This is a genomic window from Vibrio sp. 397 (assembly GCF_033339395.1).
GTDB classification, from domain to species: domain Bacteria; phylum Pseudomonadota; class Gammaproteobacteria; order Enterobacterales; family Vibrionaceae; genus Vibrio; species Vibrio alginolyticus.
Window position 1 is genome coordinate 63,396 of sequence record NZ_JAWOUN010000001.1, and the last position, 22,288, is coordinate 85,683.

At 42.2% G+C, this 22,288-nt stretch carries 22 protein-coding genes; 20 read left to right on the top strand and 2 right to left on the bottom strand.

The features are described 5' to 3' along the window. Positions 1-8: 8 nt before the first annotated feature. The 17 genes from R7P36_RS00325 to R7P36_RS00405 all read left to right on the top strand — a co-directional run bounded on the left by R7P36_RS00325 (position 9) and on the right by R7P36_RS00405 (position 16,577). A complete protein-coding gene (locus R7P36_RS00325) occupies positions 9-557 on the top strand; it encodes a head-tail connector protein (RefSeq protein WP_065870681.1) in 549 nt (182 codons plus the stop codon). 12 nt (positions 558-569) lie between these two features. Further along, on the top strand, positions 570-914 hold the full coding sequence (locus R7P36_RS00330; RefSeq protein WP_029848884.1) for a head-tail adaptor protein: 345 nt from the start codon (positions 570-572) through the stop codon (positions 912-914). Further along, complete coding sequence (locus R7P36_RS00335; protein ID WP_065870680.1) at positions 907-1,515, top strand: hypothetical protein; 609 nt, start codon at positions 907-909, stop codon at positions 1,513-1,515. Before R7P36_RS00330 ends, R7P36_RS00335 begins: the two co-directional genes overlap by 8 nt. A 2-nt stretch (positions 1,516-1,517) precedes the next feature. Continuing rightward, positions 1,518-1,886: a hypothetical protein gene (locus R7P36_RS00340; protein WP_229617673.1), complete on the top strand. Its 369-nt coding sequence runs from the start codon at positions 1,518-1,520 to the stop codon at positions 1,884-1,886. A gap of 12 nt (positions 1,887-1,898) precedes the next feature. Continuing rightward, positions 1,899-2,354: a hypothetical protein gene (locus R7P36_RS00345; protein WP_005490045.1), complete on the top strand. Its 456-nt coding sequence runs from the start codon at positions 1,899-1,901 to the stop codon at positions 2,352-2,354. A gap of 66 nt (positions 2,355-2,420) precedes the next feature. Further along, on the top strand, positions 2,421-2,756 hold the full coding sequence (locus R7P36_RS00350; protein ID WP_318121970.1) for a hypothetical protein: 336 nt from the start codon (positions 2,421-2,423) through the stop codon (positions 2,754-2,756). Between the two features lie 44 nt (positions 2,757-2,800). After that, a complete protein-coding gene (locus R7P36_RS00355) occupies positions 2,801-3,094 on the top strand; it encodes a hypothetical protein (RefSeq protein WP_005490199.1) in 294 nt (97 codons plus the stop codon). A gap of 15 nt (positions 3,095-3,109) precedes the next feature. Beyond that, on the top strand, positions 3,110-5,404 hold the full coding sequence (locus tag R7P36_RS00360; RefSeq protein ID WP_318121972.1) for a phage tail tape measure protein: 2,295 nt from the start codon (positions 3,110-3,112) through the stop codon (positions 5,402-5,404). 11 nt (positions 5,405-5,415) lie between these two features. Further along, positions 5,416-5,997, top strand: coding sequence for a hypothetical protein (locus tag R7P36_RS00365; protein WP_029860508.1), 582 nt, complete (start codon positions 5,416-5,418; stop codon positions 5,995-5,997). A gap of 11 nt (positions 5,998-6,008) precedes the next feature. Beyond that, entirely contained in the window at positions 6,009-6,548 is a 540-nt protein-coding gene (locus R7P36_RS00370; RefSeq protein ID WP_005490060.1) for a hypothetical protein, read from the top strand. A gap of 2 nt (positions 6,549-6,550) precedes the next feature. Next, positions 6,551-6,949 (top strand): DUF6950 family protein, encoded by a 399-nt coding sequence (locus R7P36_RS00375; RefSeq protein ID WP_005490225.1) that lies wholly within the window; start codon positions 6,551-6,553, stop codon positions 6,947-6,949. Between the two features lie 3 nt (positions 6,950-6,952). Next, a complete protein-coding gene (locus R7P36_RS00380) occupies positions 6,953-13,159 on the top strand; it encodes a fibronectin type III domain-containing protein (protein ID WP_318121974.1) in 6,207 nt (2,068 codons plus the stop codon). Positions 13,160-13,162: 3 nt separating this feature from the next. Then, positions 13,163-13,537, top strand: coding sequence for a hypothetical protein (locus R7P36_RS00385; RefSeq protein ID WP_029848922.1), 375 nt, complete (start codon positions 13,163-13,165; stop codon positions 13,535-13,537). Positions 13,538-13,552: 15 nt separating this feature from the next. Next, the gene (locus R7P36_RS00390; protein WP_159408380.1) at positions 13,553-14,560 is read left to right on the top strand and encodes a radical SAM protein; all 1,008 of its coding nucleotides are present in this window, start codon (positions 13,553-13,555) and stop codon (positions 14,558-14,560) included. Continuing rightward, positions 14,560-15,090, top strand: a complete 531-nt coding sequence (locus tag R7P36_RS00395) for a hypothetical protein (RefSeq protein ID WP_065870674.1) — start codon at positions 14,560-14,562, stop codon at positions 15,088-15,090. Before R7P36_RS00390 ends, R7P36_RS00395 begins: the two co-directional genes overlap by 1 nt. 8 nt (positions 15,091-15,098) lie before the next feature. Then, positions 15,099-15,464: a D-Ala-D-Ala carboxypeptidase family metallohydrolase gene (locus tag R7P36_RS00400; RefSeq protein WP_079380211.1), complete on the top strand. Its 366-nt coding sequence runs from the start codon at positions 15,099-15,101 to the stop codon at positions 15,462-15,464. Between the two features lie 165 nt (positions 15,465-15,629). Continuing rightward, on the top strand, positions 15,630-16,577 hold the full coding sequence (locus R7P36_RS00405; protein WP_318121978.1) for a bacteriophage abortive infection AbiH family protein: 948 nt from the start codon (positions 15,630-15,632) through the stop codon (positions 16,575-16,577). Positions 16,578-16,646: 69 nt separating this feature from the next. Here the strand turns inward: R7P36_RS00405 and R7P36_RS00410 are convergent, their stop codons facing one another. Further along, positions 16,647-17,402, bottom strand: coding sequence for a hypothetical protein (locus R7P36_RS00410; RefSeq protein ID WP_318121979.1), 756 nt, complete (start codon positions 17,400-17,402; stop codon positions 16,647-16,649). Beyond that, on the bottom strand, positions 17,399-17,914 hold the full coding sequence (locus R7P36_RS00415; protein ID WP_258517090.1) for a hypothetical protein: 516 nt from the start codon (positions 17,912-17,914) through the stop codon (positions 17,399-17,401). Before R7P36_RS00415 ends, R7P36_RS00410 begins: the two co-directional genes overlap by 4 nt. 886 nt (positions 17,915-18,800) lie before the next feature. Here R7P36_RS00415 and R7P36_RS00420 point away from each other — a divergent pair. The 3 genes from R7P36_RS00420 to R7P36_RS00430 all read left to right on the top strand — a co-directional run bounded on the left by R7P36_RS00420 (position 18,801) and on the right by R7P36_RS00430 (position 22,111). Continuing rightward, a complete protein-coding gene (locus tag R7P36_RS00420) occupies positions 18,801-19,127 on the top strand; it encodes a MarR family transcriptional regulator (protein ID WP_153645931.1) in 327 nt (108 codons plus the stop codon). A gap of 72 nt (positions 19,128-19,199) precedes the next feature. Continuing rightward, positions 19,200-21,827 carry an aminopeptidase N gene (gene pepN / locus R7P36_RS00425; RefSeq protein WP_318121982.1) on the top strand — a complete coding sequence of 876 codons (2,628 nt, stop codon included), beginning with the start codon at positions 19,200-19,202 and terminating at the stop codon, positions 21,825-21,827. A 65-nt stretch (positions 21,828-21,892) separates the two neighbouring features. After that, on the top strand, positions 21,893-22,111 hold the full coding sequence (locus R7P36_RS00430) for a DUF2835 domain-containing protein (RefSeq protein ID WP_005377440.1): 219 nt from the start codon (positions 21,893-21,895) through the stop codon (positions 22,109-22,111). Positions 22,112-22,288: the final 177 nt, after the last annotated feature.

Here is a 22,288-nt window from a genome sequence, read left to right on the forward strand (position 1 = left end):
GTGCGATTATGGGTTATTCAGTTCTTAATCGCATTAACGAAGGAGTTGTAACTTACGAGCAAGCTGCTGCTCATCTAAGGGTATGGGACGAAGAAGATCGTCCCTATATTGAGTCCCTAATCGACGCAGCAATTTCCTCGGCAGAATCCTATATGAAACGCTTCATAGGGGAAACATGGGTATCCTTTACGCTTTCTAGCTTCTCACAAAGGCTACCCTTTCCTGACCCTTCGGAAGTCTATGATGTTCTCTACTTAGACAATGAAAACAACTTACGGGCAATTCCTGTAACTGATTTCTTCCTAGATCGTCTACGTAATCGGATCATCTATACGGGTTCCGTGAGTCAGAACGAAATGCAAAGCATTGAGGTAGTGGCTACTTTCGGTTGGGGTGCTGACAAAGTACCTCCTAGCGTTAAGCACGCTATCTTGATGTTGGTTGCAACTCTATACGAAATGCGTGAAGACGCTACGGTTGGTCAAGGTGTGACAGTTACTAAAGTACCTGTTACGCACCAATACCTTTTAAATCCTTATAGACATTATTCGGTTTAAAGGGGGTAGCAAATGAGACGAGGTGCGCTAAGGCATCGACTGCAAGTTTATGTTCCTACCTCATACGTCTTTGGTGGTGAGGTGGCTGAATGGTCTCTCTTAGGTAAACCGTTAGCTTCAGTGCGAGTCCTTGAGGTCTCAGAGACAACAAGCGGCACGAGCATTCAAGGTGTAGAAACGGTTGAGTTTACTGTTCCGTACTCAAAGAAACTTGAAGATAACCCTCACGATGTGGTGATTGTCCATCGAGGTGATGAGTATGACGTAACAGGTATCCGTAACGTTGGTTATCGTGACCGTGAACTTCGTATTCAAGCGAAGCGTTATGAGGGCACTAAGAGAGTGCCTAGTGTCTAAATATGGTTTAGTTACCTTTGACCTCTCATTTAACGGTGAAACCAACTTATCAGCCATAGAAGACGAAATGGTTAAGCTCTTTGGTGAGGTCGGTGCGGCTTATAAGAAGAAGAAAAACCACTCACTGACCGTTATCCAAGGTGCTCTTAAAGATGCACATCAAGTTATCTACAGGGAGTGTCTAGTACGCGCTCCCACTATACGCGCTGATGTTCTAGCAAATGAGTCTGTAGAAATGCGTGACGTTCATCTAGGCGATCCTAAATACATGGTCGAGCGTTCAGCTCACGGTAAGAAGTGGCTTAAAGACGGTATTGTTGCTCGAAGGATAGTTACCTTCAAGTATCCAGTATCCCGTTACGCTGCTGCTGTTGAATATGGTCGTCAAGAGTTCATGCAGGTTGTTAAGAAAGCTCCTTATGGAATTACAAAAGGGGAGACGGATTTCTGGCTTCGTAAAGTAGGAGCAATGGAAGCTCAACCTTTCTTAATACCGTCACAGAGAGACAAAGCAGATCAAGCGTTAAATATATTCGCATCGTCTTTATCTAATCGTTGGTTAAAGGTTCTAAGGAGACTCGAAAGAAAAAATAAGAGGTAAAGGTGGAATTAGAAATTATCAACTTCCTTAAACCCCACTTAAATAATATGGAAGGTTACATCACTCGGAAACCTGAAGGTGTTTCCATTCCTTTCTTCGTTATTGATTTGTCCGTTTCTCGTGGTGAATCTTTATATGGAAATAACGGCAAACCTCTAGGTTATGACTATGACCTACGAATTAATGTGGTTGATACCCGTTATATGTCTATTCGCTCTCTTAGAGATACTTTAATTCAAGTGCTAGACGGTTTTACTGGGAATATCGGTGGGGTAGATATTATTGACTGTCAATTAACAGATAGCACTTTAGGAATGAATTTAGATAAAAGCTATGAGGGTGTTCTTTTCTTCACAATAAAAACAAAATAAGGAGAAAAATAAATGTCAGGTATCGGTCGTGGTACTCGTGGTATTGACACGAAACTTTTATACAACCTAACAGCAGGTACTACTTCAGCTTCAGGTTTTACGCTTGAAGTTGGTGATATTACAAGTATCGGTGAGTTAAGTGATTCAGCGAGTACGTCAGAAGTAACCGTGTACGGTGAAGGTTACACAAACACATTCACAACGGTTAAGAACGTTGGACAGGTAGACCTAGAGTTTCTAGCAAACACGGAAGATGCAGGTCAGACCGCACTAGAAACACTATACGAAAACCAAGAGACGGCTTCTTTTGATATTCGTCTAATTCAAGGTGATCGCCAAACAGATTACATGTTTAACGGTCAGGTAAGTAAATTCGGTATTACTTCATCTGCTGATGATGTAGTGCGTTACTCAGTGTCTCTAGTAGTTCACGGTAAGGTGACTAAAGAGAATAAAGCGTCTGCTTAATCTTTAGGTTAATTAATTTTAGGGACTACTTAATGTAGTCCTTTTTTTATGTCACAAGGGGAAATAATGAATCGAAAAGAATTACTAAAACTTCTAACTAATAAACCTATTGAATTTGAAGTAGAAGGTTACGGTAAATATTTCGTTAAAGGCATGAACACAATGGATTATCTTTTTGCGGCTGCTCAAAGTGAAGCTGATGAAAACGGTGAAATGAATCAAGAAGGCTTTTTCGCTGCTTTAGTCGTTCGTTGTGTTCTTGATGAAAATAAAAAGCGTCTATTTAAAGACGAAGATATTGAAGTAGTGAAAGAAGCTGATATTTCATTTGTGCTTCCTTTGGCTTTGAAGGTTCAAGAATTATCTAATTTCACAAGCGGTGAAGAAGTAAAAAAGGGCTAGAAGACCTCCGTAATGACCCCTTCGAGGTCTTTTGTTTAGAATTAATGCTTTATTGGGGGCTAACCTACGAACAATTCAATGAACAGCCTCTAGCGTTAATCTACAGGTTATTCCTTCTAAACCAAATCAAACCTTTCCTTCCTAGTAACTCATGGATTCAAGCAGGAACAATCGCAGCAGCCACTTACAACTCAATGGCTGGACGCAAAGGTAAAGCTCTAGGTTATGACGATATTTTCCCATTCATGCGTGAAGACAACGCAGGGGATATTAGGGAAGGTCACGACGAAGCCTCACAGCAAGCACTACATCAAAAGTTAAACGCAATGTTTGGTTAATAAGAAGGAGGCTTGATGGCAGGAAGAAACGTTACTATCGGTAACGTCAACATTGCCATGAGTGCCAACGCAGCCAAACTAATCCAACAGACAGAACAAGCGCAGAAAAGCTTTAAAGCCTCTCTCAAGAAGATGATGAAGAATATCTCATGCTTCAACAGTAAGGTTGGGACTATGGCAGGTTCAATCCGTAACCTGTCAGGTTCTTTAACTCGCTTAGGTCTTGTTGGTACTGGTACAACGGCTGCGTTAGGTACGCTTGGTTATACGCTTTATGAGAACCAACGTGAAATGCAACGTATGGCTACAACGGCAGGGATGACCGTTGAGGAATACTCAAAGCTAACTCACGTTACAAACAGCTTAGGTCTTGAGAACGAGTACCTAGCTGATGCCCTAAAGGACTTGAACGTTCGTGTGGTTGACGCTGCTTCAGGCGGTGGTGCTCTAGTCGATTTCTTTCTGAGTATCGGTGAGAGTGCTGAAGATTGGATGAAGCTAGACCCTGTTCAACAGTTCTCTAGGTTCCAAGAAACGATCTCTCGCATGGATGCCAGCACAGCTAAGTTTTGGGCTGATGAGGTCAACGACAGTATGTATCGACTGTCTACAACGATGTCACGTAGCGGTAGGACGCTTTCAGACTTCGTTAATGAAGCTGACAGTTTAGGCGCAGGTACAAGTGGTAAGTACATCGGACGTGTGAACGAAATGTATGAGTCGTTCCATCGTTTGAACATTATCGTTCGTGAGATTGCCTACACGACAATGGCTCTCTTCAGTAAGACCTTAACGTCCGTCTTTGATGAAGCGGTACGTACCTTCAAGGGTATGGTCGATGAGGGCGAGACAGCAGGTGGTGTGATCTTCAAGCTGAGTAAGCAGATCGCAACGAATATCTTAGAGGTTATTCAGACCGCTACTGTTCAGATTCAGAAGTTTGTTTACAAGGTGATGCTTCTTCTAGGGAAGATTGATTCTAGCTTCCTAAGTGACCTTAAAGATCAAGCTCTAATTGATTTGATTGAGGTTGAGAAGAAAATCTCAGATATTGAGGAAAGAATCACTCAAAGTAAAAAGTCCTCTGGTTTACGTTCAAGTGCTATTTTCGGTCTTGACGTTGAGAACCTTAACGAAAAATTAGACGACTTAAAACGTAAGAGAGACGAATTAAATAAAGAGGTCAATTCTGGTTATATTTCAGGTCTAATTGAAGAGATTAGCAGCGTTAGTTATACCGTACCGAAAGAAGCTACTACAGAAATAAACAATCAATCGGAAGCTCGTCAGGTATTAAACGATAATATTCGTGAAGGTGTTGCCATTATTGAGCAACTGAAAGAAACACAGGATTTAAGCTCAAAGGCAGCTTTAAGAGAACTTCAAGTTCAGAAAGCAAAAATTAAAGCAGCTAAAGAATATTACGAAACTATTAAGCTGACTGATGGTAATAGGGAAGCTCTACAGCAGCGTATTAAAGACGCGAACAATGCTTTAAAGTCAATTTCCGAGACAGAGAAACAGCTTAAAAAGAAAATAGCTGATGAGGAAAGAGAACAAGAGCGTAAAGATAAAGACGAAAAACTAAAAGATGAACGCTCTTATTTAAATGCTCGTCTCCGTATGGCTAAAGAGTTTTATAACAACTCTCGAATGGAAGCCAAATATAACTACGAGTTACAGAAGTTAGATTACGACGAACAGCTAAAGAATGAGTTAATTACTAAAGAAGAACACTCAAAATTACTTGAGAACTTAGCGTTACAGCGCGCTCATAACGAAATCGCTATTGAGACAACTAAGTACGCACAAGTTCTTGATGGTATGAGTTACTTCTTCAATGAAAGTAAAACAATGGCTAAGGCAGCGTTCGCTCTAACTAAAGGTGTAGCTCTTAGTGAAACTCTTATTGCTCAGTATCAAGCGGTTGCTCAAGTTTGGGCTTCTAAAGCCACTTGGTACGAGAAGGTGTTCCAATCGGCTCAAGCTGCGGCTGCTGTAGGTTCAGCTATAGCAGGCATCCAAGGCGTACAAGGTCAGTTCCACAATGGCGGTCAGATTCCACGTGACGGTACTTACTACATGGAAGGTGGTGAGATCGTTATCCCTAAAGACCGTGTAGGCGAGTACATCGACGCTGTAAACAAACAAAACGAAGGTCAGGGCGGTGGGACGATTATCAACTCCACGATCAACATGGGTGCAAACCTCGTGGATGAGAAAGTCATGGCTCAAGCCTTGGCAAAACAGCAATCAACTATCGCCGCTCTCGTGAGAAAAGAACAGAAGAAACGTCCACTACGTAACTAGGAGGTCTATTCATGGTGAAGACCATTCCTACGCAGTTGATGATCACTGATGTTTCAATCACTAACTATCATCGGGTTTATTCCACTGAGTCTATTTCGGGTATCCAATATCGAAGAGATTCAGGCGTTCAGTGGTTTAAAGGAAGTATCACGCTGCGTGCTTATGGCTATGAGAACGTGAGGCGTTTAAACGGTTTTCTAGCCAGCCTTAAAGGGAAACTTAACGAGTTCGCACTTCCTCTAGGGGGTGCTTACTCAAATCCTCAACTAGCGGTAGAGCCTTACCTCAACGGTAATCACTCAACGGGCAATACCACAATTTCATTCACATACAACGGCACTGCTATCACAGCAGGCTCAGTCTTCAATTTACCTAACGATTCAAAGCTATACACGGTTGTGGAAGACGTAGGGGGTGACGGTAACTACACGATCATTCCTGCGTTACGCACTGACCATGTGAACCTCGAACAAGCAAACTTCAAAGCTCCCATTATCACAGCGTTATTAGACGGGAACGAAACAACGATTGAACACGAGGGCAACGGTCAGCTCGCCTCCGCAACTATTTCTTGGTCTGAATCATTGAAATAAGGAGTAACTATATGTCACAGCAGCAGATCTTACTTGTAGAGCTACGTTACAAAGATCACTCTAATGGGGAAATCACGCCAGTAAGACTCACAAGCGCACCTTTCGATGTAGAACATGCAGGTGTTACGTGGTCTGCTGCGGGTGATCTCCTTTCTATAGGTAAGACAGAAAGTACGTATGAATTAATTACTGATGGTCTTGAAATAACGCTATCAGGTATTAACCAAGCGTACCAAGCAATTATTGAACGTCATGGTTTTCGTAACGCTCCTGTTGACGTTTTACTAGCAACGTTACCAGAAAATACAAACGTAGTTAGTTCAGCTAAATATTATCATCGTGGATTCGCAATGACTCCCGTAACTGAATTTGATGAGTCTACAGGTTCTATTACCGTTGCTTTTGAAACTCAATCAGCGTTTAAAAACCTAGAACTAAATAACCAATTAATGACTACTTCATTAGCTCATCACCAATCTTTACATCCTAACGATAAATTCTTCCAGTACACAGCAGATACCTCACTAGGTGAAGAGAATTGGAGAGATTAATAATGTTTGAAAAAGCTAAGGAAATAATCGAAGAACATAAAGGCAAAGAACATATTAGAGGTGAGAGGGATTGTAACCTTCTCATCCTTAAATTATTCGATGAAGAAAACTACAACAAAATGAAAGGTCGATATACGACTATTAGAGGCGGTGTAAGAGTCTCTAAGAAAGTATATGGCGTTCGCTCAATGCTTGAATATTTACAGAAAAACGAAAGCTTCAAAGAAATACCTCAAGGCTATCAAAGACCTCTAGACGTAATAGCGTTTAAAGGTCAGCACAACTTATATATCAGCTTAGGTAATAAATGGTTTGGCGTAATTGAAGGTGACGTTTTTGGTTTTGTTTCTCCTGAGTTTTATTCGAAGGAGGACTACTTAGTTTATAGAAAGGAGATTTAATTAGTGGCAACAGTAACAGCAGTAGCAGCTTGGATTTCTGTGGCTGTCTCGGTTGGTACGGCGGTGTACGCAATGACGATGACACCGGACTTAGACAAGAAAAGTAGTAACGCAGGTACGAAGATCACAAAGAACGGTACACAGTCACCTCGAAATCGCGTGTACGGTACGGCAATCGTAGGTTGTACCTCTGTTTACTCTAACGTTCTAGACCGTGACAGATCTTACCGCCTTGATGTTTTCTCAGTGGGCGGTATCGGTGAGCTAACACTACACAATGTTTGGATTGATGATGTTCGTATGTTTGAACAAAACCTTTCCTACAATTCATCACCTTACGATGCCTCTTCAGGTATCTTCAACTCTGGACAGATGCGTCCCCGTTACCGTAAATCTGATAAATTCCAGATGCAATGGCGTTCAGGTCACGAGAATCAAGTAGCCGCTCAACTAGCGGTGGATAACAGTGACGGTGAATGGACGACAGATCATAAAGGTTCAAAAGTACCTCATATCGTAATCTTTGCGGATTACACCACAGACCAAGATTACGTCTTCTTCAGTGACCGCTACAACATTACTGCACTTGTGACAGGCGGTGCGGTTTACGATCCCCGTGAAGCAGATAACGACTTCGAAGTCCCTACAACATGGACAGGTAAAAGCTCTAACGTAGCTCTAGCGGTTTATGACTATCTGACTTCCACATACTACGGTATGGGTATTAAGCCAGAATACATTGACGAAGCTTCGTTCGCTTACGCTGCGAGTTTCTGTGATGCTAACGGTCTTGAAATCAATTCAGCGATTCGTGCAGATGATTCATTCGCTGAAATCCTTCAGGACATGCTTATTTGTTGTGGCGGTTCGTTGGTTATCTCGAACGGTAAAATCAAGTTTTTAGTAGAGGAACAGGAGCTAGTAACTCTATACGACTTAAACGACGACTTAATCGTTAAGGACTCGTTGCGTGTGAGTCCAGCAGCTACTTCAGATTACTACAACGTAGTTAGTACCACGTTCAAATCAGAGATTAACCGAGATAACGACGACGACTTCATTATCCCTGCTGATGTCACTACAGACGAAAGGGTTCTTCAAGATGGCGAGGTGATCACCAAGTCTATCAAGATGCCTTACTCTCGTGACGCTTTCGAAAGTGAGGGTGGTGTTGTTAACAACGGTGTTAAGTACATTACCAACGTTATCTATAACAAGGCTAACTTCCAATCAACAGTAACCTTTGATCTAGACCTCCACGATTTCCCTATGTTAGAGCCGTTGAGCGTTATCTCGATTACTAACGAGGCTTACGGTTTTGATAAGAAGAAGTTCCGTGTGTTGTCTCTAGAGATCTCTACTGATTCTGACCGATTCAACATTGCGAGAATCAATGCGATTGAATACGACGATTCAATCTATACAGGTACTTTAGGAGGTGCTACAAGCCTACCAAGACCTCGACCATTAGATGAAATCCAGCCACCTAAGAACCTCACGTTCAACCTAGAGGCGTTCGTTATTTCTGGTTATGGTCTTTTACGTTGGGAACACGGTTCATTCACTCCAAGCACTGCTTACGATATTGAATACCGCCTTGCAACACAGACTGAATGGACTCGTTATCGTTCAGCGCATAAAGGTGACAATATCGCTATGTATGACCTAAAGGGTGATACTTACGATTTCCGTGTAAGAACATACGATATGGTTCTAGGCACGTCAGAGTGGGTTGAGTTGTCTTCTATTGAAGTTGCTCCTAACTACACATTACCTGCTGTTACAAACCTAAAGGTTGATACATCAACGCCTCACTTCCGTTTCACTTGGGACGATATGAGTGATGTGACAGTAGACAACATGCCAGACCCAACGTCACCTACAAGCGGTGGTTCTACTGGTCGTGTTGCTGATATTTTCAAACACTACAGAGTCCAGCTACACGTTGACGGTGTTCTCTACGTGAACGAGACGTTAACCACTAACCAGTTCACTTTCTTCTATGAAGACAACAAGGCGTTGTTTGGTACGGCTAAACGTGAGGTCACTCTTACGGTAGTCATGGTGGACAAGTACGGTGTTACTTCAGCTCAGAATAGCTTGGTTGCCTCTAACGATCAGTTGGGAGTGGCTACAGGTATCAAGACGACTAACACTAATGGTAACGCTACGATTGAGTGGGAGCCTCGTAACGAACCAGACTTTGAAGGTACGTTAATCTTCGTGTCCTCAGTTAGTGGGTTTACTCCTAGCGATTCAAACCTACACGCTGTTCTAGGTAAAGAGTCTTTCTACGTTTACAACTTCGACTCTGAAGATAAGAGTGATCGCTACATGCGTATTGCTCACTTCGATACGATGGGGCGTGACTCAGTTACTTATAGTCCTGAGATTGTCCTTTCGTTTAACGGTGCAATGGACGCTAAGTTAATCCGTCTAATCTCTGAGTCTCAAGTATTCGCTATTGATAAGTATGGTACGCCTTCGCGTGATTCCATTAAGTTCACAGCGTCTACTCAAAACACAACAGGGGATGTTACATGGACAGTTAACCCTTCAGTGGCTCTTACCACTACTGCTAACCCTAACGAGCGTGTCTTGTCTTACTCAAACATGGGTAATCACGAGCAAGTAACGGTTACAGTTAGTTGTGACGGTGTAACTGATGTGGTATCCGTCTATAAGGTTCGTGATGGTCAAGACGGTAAGGACGGACAGGACGGTCAAAACGGACAGAATGGTCAAGACGGTAAAGACGGTGACACTATCTATGAGCAATACCGTTACGGTCAGGTGGTTACTCCTGATGCCTCATGGACACAGTGGGGTGAAGATATGCGCTCTACTGATATTTATCGTCAAACACGTTTAGTGACTAATGGCGTAGGAGGCAATCCTGGTAATGTCCATCGTATCTCCGGTATTGACGGTAATAATGGTCAGGATGGTGAGCGCGTCTTTGTGATCTACCATAAGAATCCTGTAGGTCTAGCTAACCGTCCATCAACGCCTACAGACAATTGGGCTAACGAAGGTTGGAGTGAAGACTCTCAAGACGCTCACTGGATGAGTCAGAAAGTAGCTAAAGCCATTGATGAAGAGTTAACGTTCTGGTCTTTCCCGATTGCCTTAACGGGTGATAAAGGTGAGGACGGTGTGGTCGATTACGATCAGGTTAACCAGACCATTAGTGATGAAGTCTCACAGCTAATGCCTCTAACCTTAGTAGCTCGTAACGGCTTAGCGGCAGGTAACGCAGTAGAGGTAAAAGGCTTAACAGTAACCAAGACCGAGGGTGGTAGCTCTAACGGCTCTCCTGTACACACTGTAGAGCAATACGCAGGCGGTGTGGCTTTCAGTCTTAAACTCGAAGATGCAGACCTCTACGGTAACTTTGGTTTGTGTGACGATCAGCGTATCACAGGCGATAACATAGGTGTTCTGAACGCTCATTTCCGAGTAGAAAGTGACGGTAAGGTTTACTGTCGTCAATTCGCTACGACTTACTTTACGACTACTTGGGCGGCAGGTGACGTAATCACTCTTATCTATAACGGTAAGACTATGATTTGGAAAATCAATGGAGTTGAAATTTATCGTCGTGATTACTCCTTTAGTGAGCCTCTAGGTGGATCTATTTGGCTTGGTAGACTGACTGCTAAGGTGAGTGGTATTTCTTTAGTTCCTCTAGAGGGTGCTGCTATCTTGGCTGATGAGGCTCGTGCAGGTGCTATTGTAGATGCTATCAGTGATCCTCGACTATCTAACGAAGGTCTTACTGCTCCTACAACGGGTTTATTCGCTAACCCTCGGTTCTACATGGATGCTAAAGACGGTCGTCCTCTAGGTGCTTATGCTTGTTACGGTGACGCTACGCCTAGCAGCATTACGCGATCTGATGACTCAACACATCCAGAAGCCTTAGTGATTTATAGCTCTAGCGATACATCTACAGCAGGTGCGCTTACCGCGTTCCCTGTAAACCCTAACCAACGTTATAAGATCCGATTACGTTGGCGTTCAGGTGCTAATAATGGTTCTGGCGTTTACTTCCGTGTAGCAGAGTTAGATAGTGAATTACCTGCAACGGCTAAGTTCATTTCAGGTAACGAGGTGTTTGAATCTGGCGGTGTACAGGGGACACGACAGCTTACAGGTTTCTATGAGAACCAAGCATTGTCTACCGCGTGGGTTGATCAGGAGTTCACTTACACACCTACAAGCACAGCTAAATGGGCTTCTCTCATGTTCCTTAACTGGACAGGTAACACGGGAACCCTACGAATCGCTGAGTGTACTATCACTCCGATTACAGGTGCGTTAGCTAGTAAGGACAGCCTAACGGCAGCAGAGGTAGGTGCGGAGACTCCTGAAGGTGCTCAATCAAAAGTGGACTCTCGTATCCCTGCGTCACAGGCTGAAAAGCTAGGTAATATCACGGGTTCTAGTGGTCTCTCTTTCTATAAAAAGATTGTTGTAAATGGGGACGCTGATACCTATTACCCTGTGATCGTTCATGGAGGGCACCAAGACGTACTACGTACAATTAAAATCTGGCGTAGGTACAACGAAACTGCTCCTGATACATGGAACACATCGACCCATAAAGGTGCCTTGATGTTCACGTGGTTAGGTAACTTTGGTGGTTGGGGTGGTGCTCGTTACCGCTCAACAATCCTAGAGTACGGTGAGGCTTATTCCAACATGATCGCCCACTGTTACCGCTACAATCATTCACAAGCAATGGTGTTCTTCCTGCGTGGAGGTGGTGCGGTTTATCATATGGGTTCAGATCAGTCCCTTGGTGGTGTTGAGCGCGAGAACCCTTCAGGCGGTGGTTCTGGTATCTACTACAGCAGTAGTATCAAAAGCTTTGTCTCTTCATACTCAAGCAGTAGTGATGTATATGCTCCGGCTCCTATGTCTTCTCCTGATTTGGACGCTCTACGTGACCAAATGAAGACACAAAACTCGCTAGGTCAATACATCAAGAACCTAAATGCAGATAACATCACGGCAGGTAAGGTATCTGCTCAGTACGTACAAGCTGATGTTTACGATGGTACGCTGGTTAACGCCTCGAACATTAACGTAGGTCAGCTAAACGCTAAGCACATCAACACGGAAACCTTCACGGGAACCAGTGCGTTATTCGGTGCGGAAGTGCAGGGTGGTACGATTACTGGTGCAGTAGTACGTACTTCATCTTCGGGTGCTCGTGCAGAAATGCGTGAGACAGGCTACAAGTTCGCTGCGTATGACGATAACGGAAACCCTACGTTCTACGTAGAGAATGACGGTTCGGTTGTCATGAAGGCAGGTCGTATTGAATCCGATGTTCTAGATACTATCGGTAGCTCTTCTAACATCGTTTCTTGGGTTGGTGAAACAGCACGAGGCGGTGAGATCAAGATAGATAGAAGCAACATAATCAACAACACGGTTGAATACTTCCCTCTACCTGCGTTCATCACTACTGGTGAAGTAGGTCTTCTAACAGCTCGCTTGTTTAGTTCTGAAGGTCTATTGATCCAAAACGAACAATCAGCGAACTGGGGTGAACCTGCTCCTGCTCAGAAGACACTAGCATCTACAGACAGTCCACGTATCCACTTGGTTAACACTAATGATGGTGTAATAACTGACTTAGGTTACATGCAGATCAGCTACACGACTCAATCAGGTAACGGTACTTACAACGAGAAGTACAACACTGGTACTTATGGTTGGCGTAAAACCTACGCGCACTTCTACCTAGAGAGTGTACCTGCTGATTTCAAAGTGAGTGGTGGTACAAACCTTCAAAACTACAAAGTTCGTGTTCTTACTTCCCATATGGAAACAGGTGATACTTTACGCGCACAAGCGGCAACATTCGATGTCCTTGAGTACGTAGAGGAAGCTGTAGGTGGTCGTTATCTTCCTCACAGCTATAAAGTTGTTTGGGAAGGTTACGCTACCACTGTAACTAACGAATGGGGAGAAGGTCTGTACCTAATCATAGGTATGGATAAAGGCGATTGGCGTAGATGGGGCTTTGTGTTTGTAGCTGATAAGAACGAGAACGTAGACCTATACGCTTACGAAGATGAAGCAAGGACGATCTTCGCAACGTACAGTGCAGCTTACGTTGAGTATCGCTATGACACAAATATCTTCCGTAACTCTGAAGGTTACGTTTGTAAAATCCTGAAACTAACAGGGAGATAATTAATGGCAGACACGTATGAATCTCTTCTAAACAAGGAGGTTCATACTGTCTACTTCTCAAAGGCTAATCCTGTCGAATATCAAATCTATCCCGTTCCTTCAAACTTGGATGATTGGTACATCTATGAAACTACTAGCCTCAAAGAAGTAGGCGGTATGATGTATGACCCCTCAACGGGTACTTTAGTACCTGCTCAACCTTCTATAGAGGATACGCTACGTTGGCGCAAAGAAGCCTACGAACAAGAAGCTGACCCTCTATATCTCGATGCTCAATTCGATATAGCTACAGGTCGTAAGACAGAGGAAGAGGCTCTACAGCCTTGGATCGCTAAAGTAGCTGAAATCAAAGAAAGATACCCTCTACCAAACGAATAATTAAAGGAGGTCGTCTTGTATTACGACAACGTATCTTACCAAGTTCAAGTGACTAACGATTGTTTCTTGGCTTGTGACTACTGCATGACAGCAGAAACCAACATGAGAAAACAAGTAGCCTCAACGGATACCGTTAAGAGACTGCTCAACGCCTCTCTAGGTTTTCGTTCTGTCTACATGGTGTTTCTAGGTGGTGAGCCTCTAATGGCTGGCAAGGGATGGTTTGAAGAAGCCTTCTCACATATCAACCAACAAGAACACCTTTTGGTTAACTCTCGAATCTACACGAATGGACTTCTACTCGATGATGAATGGGTTGATCTCTTCAAGCGTAATAAGTGCCAGATTGTTTTTAGTTACGATGGTCTAGGTAACGGAAAGAAAGGAAGCAAGCGCGCCTTAGAGAAGCTTACTACTTATTCTGATGCAATCACCTATGCCTCTATGACAATGAGTGAGAGTAACTATAAGAGTCTCATTGATTGCTATAAGCAGGTCTCAGAAGCAGGTGTTAAACGCTTTGCTGTTCAGTTCGATATTTACGCGAACAGTGAGTTAATGACTTTGTTTGGTCGTGAGGTTTGTAAGCTGTTTGAGTACATCGAGGCTAATCCTAATGGTGCTAAGTTCTCAACGTACAATGACGCTCGTTTCGTTATGACAGGTAAGGGAAGACCTCTATCTAACGAGTTCGATCTGACAGTCATTAACAACGACTACTGTATCAATGCAGACGGTAACATCACTCTAGGTGTTCCCGATTGTTTAGACCCTGAGTGGCAGCTAGGAAACGTTAAGGACTTAAAGCACGTTAACGATCTGCTTTTCAGTGACGTTATGCGTCAAGTTAATCGTGACTATATCGAATCACTAAACCTAATTGGTGATCTCGCTAAGGTGAATCACTTGACTCATGGGGGCGGCTTCTTCTTTGACAAGAAGGGAATCATGCCAATGAATCGTCCCAACATTCCTAAGCTTCATTGTTACCGTGAAATCCTTCGATACTTCGGGGAGGTCTAATGGCAAACATCCTAGCTATTCGTCAATTTGAAGAAGGTCAGGCTATTGGCAGTGAATGGCTCAGTAAGGATTACAGAGTCGAATTAGCCACTGAATCTGACCTCGAAATCGCTGATTCACTCTACGAATCAATCAAGAATCTACCTATGGGAGAGAGCTACTTTAGAGATTACATCAATCACGTGAAGAGTATCAGTGGAGACCCTTTCTGTGACGTTAAGTATCTCATCAAGAAATCAGATGGAAACATCGTAGGTTATCTAGGTCTCGATACCAACAAGAGAACCATCAACGATTTCGCCCATATCCCTCTCATAGAAGACTATGACCCATTAATCACTCTATACATCAAGCAATGGCTAAAGATCCATCCAGACTACGACAAGGTTTATTTCGTGATGCGTTATGGACGCACAAAGACTTCACCAATAGATAAACACTTAGGGGTAGTGATGGTTGGTTGTATCAATCCAGATATGCCAGATGAGCATGGTAGCCACTGCTATTACATGCGTACAGAAACACGCTAAGGAGGTTTATGTCACGTTGGAAAAACTTTTCTGACAACGAATTGAAATGCCGTTGTGGTTGCGGTCAAACTAACCCAAACCCTGAGTTCATCGAGTTGATGAACATCGTCCAGTTCATGAGGGACTTCCTCAAAGTACCTCTTCCAGTATCCTCCGCTTATCGCTGCGAAAACCATCCAATAGAACGAAAGAAAGTAAAAGCAGGTTGGCACAACAAAGCAGCTATTGATCTCAAAGTATCACGTGAGGTTGCTCATAAGGTCTTAGAGCTGGCAATGAAACTAGGCATTAAAGGTATTGGTGTGAATCAGAAAGGTGATCACCGATTCATTCATTTAGATATGCGTCCTGATCGTATGATTTGGTCGTACTAGTTCGACTTGATAGTCAACTTTTTGCAATAGTGTAGCGTTGTTTTATACTGAAATTCAGATTCATTTAATCAAGTTATGAATCGGATGGAAGTGGAAAATGACGCTACTAAAAAGAAAGTATGTTAAGCGTTAAACGTTTATATTTATAAGAATAATGAGGCAATAATGCAACGTCTTTATGTTATCGGGAATGGCTTTGATATACATCACGAGCTTCCTACTAAGTACCTGCTTTTTAAAGATTACTTAAAAGAAAACAACAGAGTCTCTTATGATAATTTTATTAATAACTTCTTTAGTTATGATAGAGATGAAGACCTTTGGAATCACTTCGAAGAAAGCCTTTCTAACTTAGATTCTGAAAAAGTAATTGACGATCTTAGTGACTATTTACCTTTCTTTAGTGCTGACTTTAAAGATAGAGATACGGGTGCTTTTGATATTGAAATCAATAACTTTGTGAATTCAATAACCTCCAAATTAAAGACGAGCTTTATAGAGTTTATTAAAGATGCTGATACTAAAGGGGAGCAAGAGAAAAAAATAAATATAATTATCAAAGATTCTAAGTTTATAAGCTTCAACTATACTTCGACCTTAGAAAAATTATATTCTGTCAACGAGGCGGATATTCTTTATATACACGGTAATGTACATAAGGACAATGAAGATATTGTATTAGGTCATGGCGTAAACCCTTCTGAAATAGAGTTCAGTAATTATGCTTCCAACATGGATAATAATGGGGTTTTTGTTGAGGATGGTTGGCTTTCTTGCGAGTCGGATCTTACTATGACGGCTTACAATGATGGTGCGCAGACCTTAAGAGAGTACTATTTATCTTCATTCAAAAACACAGAAAAAATATTGGAAGAGAATGAAGACTTCTTCAACTCACTCCACAGTGTTGAAAAGGTTTATGTATTAGGTCATAGCCTGTCTGATGTGGATTTACCTTACTTTATTAGGTTGGCGAAAAGCTTACCTAGAGCAGCTAAGTGGGCTGTGTCATATTTTACTGAAGACGAAAAAACAACTAACTTCTTCAAGGTGATAGATTTGGGAGTTGAAAAAGATAACATTGAGATGATCAGAATAAGCGATTTGATATAGATACATATCAACCGAGCGCGAGCCACTACACATTGGTATTATAGGGAGTCATAATGACTCCCTTTTTTATCACGCTTTGATTTCCTTGAGTCTTCTACATACCGTTGATTGGCTAATGCCTAGTTCCTTAGCGATTAAACGTTGAGACATACCAGACTCAGACAACTCACGAATCCTACAATCCTCCTGATTCACTGATTCAGCCTCTACGACTCGTTCAGTTCTCGTCTCGATCACCTCTTCGTATTCCCTCACAGTTTCTTTCTTAAACTCCATCGACAAGAGGAAGAAAGCACACACATCAACTACTACAGCAATCAAGATATAAAGCCAGTTACTAGCCGCTACGACACTCACTCCGGTTACTTGAGAGATTGTCTGTACCATCCCATAAGAAGCACTTAGGGTAGGCTTTTCAAGCACCAATAAGTCACGCTGTAACGTTTCAATTTCATCGTTAAGAGTAAGAGACTTAGTGATGTATCCTTCAGAGATATAAGCCGTTCTCGCTGCTTCTAGAGCCTCTATGTTACTCTTTAAGGTCTTCACCTTATTCTCGTATTGTTCAACCGTGTTTTGTGTGTCCTGCATACCGTTCTGAAGAGAACCGATAGATGCACCGATTGATACGACGCTAAGAACAACGCAAAGGAAAGCTCCCGTGATTGTCTTAGAGAGGAACGCTGAGTATTTCGTTACCTCAATAACTAAGGCGGTTAAACCAAACACTACAGCCATGTAACCGTGACCTAGTGAAGACAAGATCATAACGGACAACACAACGGAAATCATACAGGCTAGGGCAGAGGTCATTTTGATGATCATAGAGAGTCCTCCCCATAACCGTCCTCCCCATAGAAGCTCATAGGGATACCTTCTTCAGCTAACATTTCGTTGATAGCTAGGTCGTGGTAGTAAGACTCTTCAGCGTTAAACTCTACGCCTTCCTCAACGTTTTCTACAGGCTCTTTACCTGCGTTTACAGCGATGTTTAGGAACTTTTGGAATACTGCTTTAACCTTATCACAAGCCTTTGTAGAAGCGTCTAGAGAGGCTTTACGTAGTTCTTCTAGTTTCTCTAGGTTCACATAGTAAAGGTTCGCACCTTTGAAGCCTTGGTTGTAAGCAATTGAGATTAGACCTAGTGACTCAAGCTTACGTAGAGCGTTCTGGATAGTACGACGAGTGTAACCTTGCTTGTCTGCAAAGAAGTTGATGAATTGCTGGATAGATTGGCTAAAGCATTCTAGACCGAACTTAGTCTTGAAGTGGTTGTCTAGGAATTGGATTTGTTCGAATACTGCTGATTCTGATGGTGTTAGTTGAGTTAGACGCATGGTGTGTGTATCCCATAACGAAGAAAGGCACTGACTAGGGGTATCTCAATCAGAGTCACATACACACACAACTCTCCGTGGTATTGGTTATTTCCACGTGTCACCCTAATACAGTGCCTTCCAGAAATCCTACTACAAGAGGGTTGATAGCCCACTCATAGATAAATTTCTCAATTCGTGAATGAACATGATTAGCTCACTCACTGTGTGTATGTCTTTAGATGCGAGTTATTATACGAATATGAGAAGAAAAAACAATAGAAAAACCTGTCCCTTATTAAAAAATTATATGTTTATTTCTTTGTGTTTTGTTTTTTATGTTTTCTCTTTAAGGGGCGCAATTCACGGAAAACCTATGTGTTATCAGTTAACGATGCTGAATTAATCCAAACTTATTCAAGAAGAATCCACAGTGTTACACACAAAGTTATCCACAAATGCAAGTGCGCTATTATTAACTAATTTGATAACAACTGTATGCATTTTATTCAGATAGTGAATTTTAGAAATTGCTTAATTTTAGACTAGTTGCACCAAAAGTGTGATCTCTGTCTCAATGCTATTTCTTGCGTATGTATATTTGATCACTTAGCATCCATACGATCTCTTTGAGGACTTGTCTTAAAAGGTTGTATAATGTTAAATAACGACGTAACGGAACTTGTTGTAGAGACCATCCTTCCTCAGTGTGAAAAAGAAGAACTATTAGGTATTGAGTCTCTAAATGTGGTTAGGTTTTGGTATTTTGTACCAAACGATTTGAAAGAATTTTTCGTAGATTTATGGCAACTTGGGATAGTCGAGTGCCTTATACACTTTAAAGGTTCTTTGTTCGCAGGATGCTCACACAAAGAACTAGATAGGTTTGATACTGAAGGACAATTAGATGCAAGTAGAATTAAACAGAGGATTAAAGCTTTCAGCAGTTCTTAGAGAATATATTCCTGATTCTACTCCTAACGGTTTAGCTATTTTCATTGTAATAGCTCAGAAAGAAGGTTTGGCTGCTGGGGACTTGGTAACTGAACTTGATATGCCTAAATCAACTATAAGCAGAAACTTGAGAAAGCTAGGTGATCGCTTCTCGCCAAAACAAGCGGGTTTAGACCTCATTAGATTAGAACACGACGAATCAGACTACAGGGTTCGTAGGGCATACCTCACGAAACGAGGAAAAGAGTTCTTGTCAGCAATCAAATTAGCGTTAGCATAACTACACGAGGGGGCTTCATGCTCCCTCTTTTTTATTTTCATAAAGTCACAGATACACACTCAAAGGGATAAAATGGAATTAAATACACCCCAAACGTTATACCGTCACGATTATAAGAAACCAGACTATACCATCGAGGCTATAGACCTTACGGTTGATATTCGCGAGGACTACACGGAAGTAACCTCTAAGTTAGACGTAAAGCTAAACAATAAGGAAGGTAAAGGTCTTCCTCCATTGGTTCTAGATGGAGTCGAGTTAGAGCTATTGTCCGTTGAGTTAGACGGAGAGAAGCTAGACGAAACTCGCTACGAACTAGGTAAAGAAACCTTAAAGCTTCAACCTACAAGTGATCTCTTCACGGTAACTACAGTTGTACGTATAGACCCAAATAACAACACATCATTAGATGGTCTTTACCTAGCGGAAGGCGTTTACTGTACTCAATGTGAAGCTGAAGGTTTTAGAAAGATAACTTACTTCCTAGACCGTCCAGACGTTCTCGCTACGTACACTTGTACAATCATTGCGGATAAAGAGAAGTTTCCTGTTCTACTAAGTAACGGTAATCCTAAAGGGGAAGCCGATCTAGAAGGTGGACGACACAGCGTTACCTATCATGATCACGTTAAGAAACCTTCTTACTTGTTCGCATTGGTAGCAGGTGATCTAGCTGCTCTAGAAGATACGTTCGTTACTATGAGTGGTCGTGAAGTTGCCTTGAAGATATTCGGTACGCCTGAAGCAGTAGAGAAAAGCCACCATGCTATGAACTGTCTGAAAGCAGCAATGAAGTGGGACGAAGATAGGTTCGGTCTAGAGTACGATCTTGACTCCTATTTTTTACTAATTGTTGATTTCTTCAACATGGGTGCAATGGAAAACAAAGGCTTGAACATTTTTAACTCAAAATATGTGCTGGCGAACGATCAAACTGCGACAGATCGTGATTATTTAGGCATCGAAGCTGTGATCGGTCATGAGTACTTCCACAATTGGACTGGAAACCGTGTCACTTGTCGTGACTGGTTCCAACTAAGTCTAAAAGAAGGCTTAACCGTATTCCGTGACCAAGAATTCTCTTCTGACTTAGGCTCTCGTGCTGATAACCGTATTGATAACGTACGTATTATTCGTGGTCCTCAATTTGCGGAAGATGCAAGCCCAATGTCTCACCCGATTCGTCCTGACAAAGTCATTGAGATGAATAACTTCTACACGCTAACGGTGTATGAAAAGGGCAGCGAAGTTATTCGTATGTACCATACACTCCTTGGCGAAGAGGGCTTCCAAAGAGGAATGAAACTTTATTTTGAACGTCACGATGGTACCGCCGCGACGTGTGAAGACTTTGTTTCTGCAATGGAAGATGCCACCGGTGTTGATTTAAAACAGTTCCGTCTGTGGTACAGCCAATCGGGTACACCAACGCTGCGCGTAAATAGCGAATACAACGCTGATGCAAAAACTTACGCACTAACGGTAGAGCAATTTACGGAGCCGACGCAAGACCAAGCAGAAAAACAAGCGCTGCATATCCCGTTCGATATCGAGTTGTATGATTCGAAAGGTCAAGTTATCCCATTGATGAGTAACGGTGAATCTGTTCATAACGTGCTGGATATTAAACAAGATAAGCAAACGTTCGTATTTGAAAATGTCGAAGAACAGCCAGTGCCATCTTTGTTGCGTGAATTCTCGGCACCAGTCAAATTAGAATACGATTACAGCGATGACGAGTTAGTCTTCTTGATGAAGCACGCAACGAACGATTTTGCTCGATGGGACGCTAGCCAAATGCTATTGGCTAAATACATTCGTCAGAATGTGAAAAACGTTCAAGCGGGACAAGAAGTATCGCTTTCTGAAGGTGTGATAGATGCTTTCCGCGGTGTGCTGTTGGATGAAACGCTTGAGCCAGCTTTCATTGCTCAAGTTTTCTCTATGCCTTCAATCAATGAGATTACTGGTTGGTACCAGCAAATTGATATCGATGCCGTAGACAAAGTGCTAAACAGCATTACAGTGTCACTTTCCAACGAGTTAGAAGATGAGCTAAGTGCGACTTATCACACGCTTAAGCAAACAGAGTATACGATCGACCATGCTGCTATTGGCAAGCGTGCTTTACGTAACCGTTGCCTTCAGTACCTTGCACATACGGAAAAAGGTAATGATTTAGTCAACGCGCAGTACGCATCTGCAAATAACATGACAGATACGATTGCTGCGATGAGTGCTGCAAATAACGCTCAGCTAGAGTGTCGTGAAGCACTTATGGCTGATTACAGCGATAAATGGAAGCACGATGGTTTGGTTATGGATAAGTGGTTTGCACTGCAAGGTAGCAATCCTGCAGAGGATGCTCTTGAAAAAGTAAAAGCAACCATGAACCACGAAGCATTTAGTTTGAAAAATCCGAACCGTACGCGCAGCTTAATTGGCTCGTTCTTAAGTGCGAACCCTGTACGTTTCCATGATAAATCCGGTGTAGGTTACCAGTTTGCCGGTGAAATTCTTCGCCAACTAAATGATTCGAACCCACAAGTAGCTTCTCGAATGATTGATCCTTTGCTTAAGTTCCGTAAATACGATGAAGCTCGCCAAGCAATGATTCGTGCAGAACTTGAAAAGCTCAAAGCAATGGATAATCTTGCTAAAGATCTATTCGAAAAAGTGACTAAAGCACTAGACGAATAGTAAACAACACAATAGGGTGGTCATTAAGGCCACCTTATTTGTTTATGTCACTTAGTTTTCACTTCATGAACTATTACTACTTCAATCTCAACATTTCATATCAAACGTTTTTATCTCATTATTCTGGTGCGGCAAGTGTTGTTCAAGTTGTCACACACAACGGTTTGCGTTTGCAGTTACCCGCCGCGAGATTTAGACCATTTCTTAGTCAATTGGGCGTTAGAGGCCAGTTTAGACTAACAACTGACCAAAATAATAAGTTTCTTAAGTTAGAAACTCTGTGATGTATTGTATTTGCAGAGAGTTAAATAGGAATCTTAGTCACAGAATCGGACATTTCACCTCTTACCACTACGATTAGTTGTTAAACATTTGTAATTATGCTTTTACAATGGGCACATGCATTACCTATGCTTAGTTTCTAAGGTAACAACCTAGCTACTAAGTCCCCCTACAAAACA

Coding starts and splice junctions, on each gene's coding strand:
- R7P36_RS00395 (WP_065870674.1), top strand. CDS start 14,560: ATGGCAAACATCCTAGCTATTCGTCAATTTGAAGAAGGTCAGGCTATT.
- R7P36_RS00325 (WP_065870681.1), top strand. CDS start 9: ATGGGTTATTCAGTTCTTAATCGCATTAACGAAGGAGTTGTAACTTAC.
- R7P36_RS00350 (WP_318121970.1), top strand. CDS start 2,421: ATGAATCGAAAAGAATTACTAAAACTTCTAACTAATAAACCTATTGAA.
- R7P36_RS00365 (WP_029860508.1), top strand. CDS start 5,416: ATGGTGAAGACCATTCCTACGCAGTTGATGATCACTGATGTTTCAATC.
- R7P36_RS00345 (WP_005490045.1), top strand. CDS start 1,899: ATGTCAGGTATCGGTCGTGGTACTCGTGGTATTGACACGAAACTTTTA.
- R7P36_RS00330 (WP_029848884.1), top strand. CDS start 570: ATGAGACGAGGTGCGCTAAGGCATCGACTGCAAGTTTATGTTCCTACC.
- R7P36_RS00385 (WP_029848922.1), top strand. CDS start 13,163: ATGGCAGACACGTATGAATCTCTTCTAAACAAGGAGGTTCATACTGTC.
- R7P36_RS00375 (WP_005490225.1), top strand. CDS start 6,551: ATGTTTGAAAAAGCTAAGGAAATAATCGAAGAACATAAAGGCAAAGAA.
- R7P36_RS00430 (WP_005377440.1), top strand. CDS start 21,893: ATGAACTATTACTACTTCAATCTCAACATTTCATATCAAACGTTTTTA.
- R7P36_RS00355 (WP_005490199.1), top strand. CDS start 2,801: ATGCTTTATTGGGGGCTAACCTACGAACAATTCAATGAACAGCCTCTA.
- R7P36_RS00415 (WP_258517090.1), bottom strand. CDS start 17,914: ATGCGTCTAACTCAACTAACACCATCAGAATCAGCAGTATTCGAACAA.
- R7P36_RS00405 (WP_318121978.1), top strand. CDS start 15,630: ATGCAACGTCTTTATGTTATCGGGAATGGCTTTGATATACATCACGAG.
- R7P36_RS00410 (WP_318121979.1), bottom strand. CDS start 17,402: ATGATCATCAAAATGACCTCTGCCCTAGCCTGTATGATTTCCGTTGTG.
- R7P36_RS00420 (WP_153645931.1), top strand. CDS start 18,801: ATGCAAGTAGAATTAAACAGAGGATTAAAGCTTTCAGCAGTTCTTAGA.
- R7P36_RS00370 (WP_005490060.1), top strand. CDS start 6,009: ATGTCACAGCAGCAGATCTTACTTGTAGAGCTACGTTACAAAGATCAC.
- R7P36_RS00360 (WP_318121972.1), top strand. CDS start 3,110: ATGGCAGGAAGAAACGTTACTATCGGTAACGTCAACATTGCCATGAGT.
- R7P36_RS00400 (WP_079380211.1), top strand. CDS start 15,099: ATGTCACGTTGGAAAAACTTTTCTGACAACGAATTGAAATGCCGTTGT.
- pepN (WP_318121982.1), top strand. CDS start 19,200: ATGGAATTAAATACACCCCAAACGTTATACCGTCACGATTATAAGAAA.